At 62.1% G+C, this 3424-nt stretch carries 4 protein-coding genes; all 4 read right to left on the reverse strand.

Going from position 1 to position 3424, the window contains the following annotated elements:
- A partial coding sequence (locus tag AC1P6P_RS08970; RefSeq protein WP_481402099.1) for a hypothetical protein occupies window positions 1–876 on the reverse strand: 876 nt, incomplete at its 3' end.
- 403 nt (window positions 877–1279) lie between these two features.
- Window positions 1280–1876, reverse strand: coding sequence for a hypothetical protein (locus tag AC1P6P_RS08975; protein WP_481402100.1), 597 nt, complete (start codon window positions 1874–1876; stop codon window positions 1280–1282).
- A complete protein-coding gene (locus AC1P6P_RS08980) occupies window positions 1873–3243 on the reverse strand; it encodes a hypothetical protein (protein WP_481402101.1) in 1371 nt (456 codons plus the stop codon). The genes AC1P6P_RS08975 and AC1P6P_RS08980 overlap by 4 nt, the downstream gene beginning before the upstream one ends.
- A partial coding sequence (locus tag AC1P6P_RS08985; RefSeq protein WP_481402102.1) for a hypothetical protein occupies window positions 3243–3424 on the reverse strand: 182 nt, incomplete at its 5' end. The genes AC1P6P_RS08985 and AC1P6P_RS08980, both read right to left, overlap by 1 nt.

A 3424-nucleotide genomic window follows, 5' to 3' on the forward strand; every position in this document is an offset into this window, starting at 1 on the left:
GCTGTTGTAATTCGCCAGCGATGAGGCCGAATAGGGCGAGTTGCTGCCGTAACTGCTGCCGGTCAAGTTCCCGATGGCGTTAGCCGTGCTGCCTAGCGCCCCTGACCAAGCGTTCGCCGAACCGATAGCCGCCGATCCCGCCGCGCTTGCCGCGTTGTTGTTGTTCGACGACACGCTGTTGGCGTAGTTCGTGCCCACGCCGTTCAGCGCATTTGCCGCGCTAAGGCCCGTCTGCTGCTGGCCCGAAAGCAGGTTCATGTAAGGCAGGAACGCATTGTTCAGCGCGGTCTGCTGGCCGTACTGCGTTTGGGCTTTCATAGCCGCGCCGCTGTTCAGCGCGCCCCGCAGCGCATAGTTGTTGTTTACCGCGTTCTGCCCCTGGTCATAGGCGAACTGGTAGCCGGTGCTGTTCTTGAAATTGTCGAAAGCGGCATTCTGCTGGTCGGTGGACGATTGCCCCGCCGTGCCGCCCGTAGTCGGCAGTGCGCGACCCTCGTTCTGGCCGTACGTGCCGTAATGGTACTGCGCATAGCTCTGCGCGGTCGGGAACCGTGCCTTGTCCGCCGCCGAAAGCCCGTTGTAGGCGTTCTGCACGTCCGGGTTAGCGGCAAGATAGGCGTTCCAATCGGGGCTTGCCGCCGTGCCCGAAGTCGCGGGCGCAAGGCCGAGAAGCGCGTTCATCTGCGCGCCTGCCGCATTGCCGCGCTGCATGAACGGCTGTTCGTTGGCGGTGTTCTGCGTGTAGATTTGCTGTTGCAGGGCGTTGTTCGCAGCCGATGCCTGCGCAGCGCTATCCGCCGCCGAACTTGCACCGCTGGACGCGATCGCGCCGCCCGCGATAGAAGCCACGCCCCCGATGATTGCGCCTATGGGCATTAGTCACGCTCCAATACAAATAATTCGCAATCGCCTTCCGGTGTCGCCATGACCCCGCGCGATCCCATTCCGATCCAGCGATTGAAGAAACAGGCCGCTCGGTTCGCTACCGGCGTAAGGCCCCAAACCATTCTTGCGTCGTACTGTAGAAACATCGTTCCCAGCATCGCGCGCCCTAAGCTGATCGCCCCGCGTCCACGCTCACTAAAGAACGAATGCCCCTCGAAAATCCCCGGCCCGCGCCATGCGAACAAAGCCCCATTATCGCCTGAAACAAGGCATATATTGCGCCGGTCATTCACCAGCACAGAACAATCAAGAACCCCGACGCCCCCCACTGTAGGGCGAATTTCCGGGCGATTGATTAGGTCATTAATGCGTGCCGGTTCAAAGCAACGCCCGATCAAGCCAGCGAAACCGAATACCAGTTGGAACCGTCCGAAATGAACATGGCCGGGTGACCCGCCGAAACCGTGTAAGTGGCGTTCCCGTCGATGGTTTCGCCGCCGGTCGTGCCCAGCGTCAAAGTCCCCACCTCCGCGCGGAATCCGAACATCGCCCCGTTGCCGCTCGCCGTAGGCAACACCACCGATTGCCCCCCCGTCAGGAACCGCGCGATCTTGAAACCTGCCGTCGCCGTCTCGGTATATCCGGCGGTGTAGGAATAGACCGAATAGCTGAACCCGCTCGCCCCGGTGGCCGTAATAACCCCCGTTGTGGCATTGTACGCAATCCCGGTGCCCGCCGATACGGAACTACGTGCCCGCGCAGTCGTGAAATACTCGTTAGTCCCCTCGGGAACCGCCGTAGTCGTCAGGTCCGCAACCGCTGTTTCTGCGCTTGTCGCGGCGTTCTGTGCTATCACCACCGCATCCAGGGTGCTGACGATCTGCGCAATAGCATTGTTGAACCACTGCACGAACTGCGTTGTCGGATTCCCCGAACCATCAACAATAGGCGTGGCCTGCGAGATTGTCGGTACGCCGATTGTCGCCGTCATACCGTCGCACGCCCCGCCAACGGTTCGTTGACCATGATCGACTGAACCACGAACATCGCGGGGTCCGTCGTGCGGAAGTCGAACACCGCGCCCATGTCATAGCGCCCCAACCGACGCCAAACCGCCCGGCGACGATATTCCCCGCGCTTGCCCAAATCGGCCTGTAGAAATGGTGACCACGTTTGCGAACCGTCCCGTGAGATCGAGACTTCAACCAGGATCGGCGCGCCCGAAGGTTCCGAACCGATGCCCCCCTGAGCGTCCAGCGACAGGTTGTCGATGATCGCTTGCCCCGGCAGTAGCCCGGTAAACCGGCGCTCCACCGTCGCGTCCACATCGTACAGCGCGGCGGCGTCCAGCGTCAGCAGTTGCCCCGAAGCCCGATCACCAAATAGGGGCGCAATCCCGTTCGCCGTACCGCAACCCGCACGCCAACCGTTAAAACCGTTGGTCGTGAACTGGCCCCAAAGCTGCGTTGCAAAATCGTAATACCAAGTCGCGGCAGGCAGCGCCAAAACCAGCAGGACATGGCCCACCCAATTGAACGTGAACAATTGCGCCGAACCGGCCTGCGCAATCTGTTCCTCGATGCCGTGGTCCGAAATACGCTGCGGCACCGCGCCACGGCGATAAACCACACCGTCGTTGCCCACCCAAATAAGCGTATTGTCCGCATAGACCGCCGCGCCCGTGTTCAGCGCGCCCTTGCTGTAAGTCAGGCCGTCGATCCGCGTGAACGGCAAGTCCACGCTGCCGGATGGGTTCGGCTGCCAAAATTCAACGCTTTCCTCGCCGATCACCGCAAGCTGGTCATTGACCGCCAGCACGTCCAGCACGTTGTCAGGCCGCGCCTCGGCCTCGGCAAAGTTCAGCGCGGGCCAAGAAGTCCCGTCGTTGATCGCCGACCAATAGACGAACCCGGAACCCTGCCGCGCCGCTAGGAAATAGCCGTCCAGAATGGCAACCGAGACAACGCCCGCGCCGTCCGGGAATGCCGGTTGCGTGACCGCCGCGCCGTCCGTCCGGTAGAGCGTTCCCGCGCTGCAAAATACCATTTCAAGGTTGCTTGCCGCATACCGCGCGCCGCTCACGTCCGGCGATACCAGCGTGCCAATCACCGCCCCGGCGCGATAAACATTCGTCCCCGCCAGCGTAATCGGATCGCCGCCGAACACCCCCGGCTGCACCCAAACCGCCGTCACCGGATCGGTGCCCAGCGTTTGCGAAACCTTCAAGCCGGGGCGCGGCAGCAGCACAACGCCCTCGTCGTCGGCCTCGGTCTTTTCAACGATCAGGTTACGCAGCCGCAGTTCAGGCAAGAACCCCGCATCCCGCTTATATGCCCCCAGCGGGATTTTGAGTTTCATCAGTAGTAGTCCTGCATCGCGATCTTGCGCGCGCTGTCATACCGGGCGTTGATTCCCCACTTGAACGCCGTCGCGGCGCTTACCGTCGATGCGCTGGCCTGTGCGCCGTAGTCGTCGGCAATCACCATCGCCAAGCATGACGCAAGCCCCTGGATGCCACGATTAGCCAAGGGCGCGTTGC

Source organism: Rhizomicrobium sp. (genome assembly GCF_056722145.1).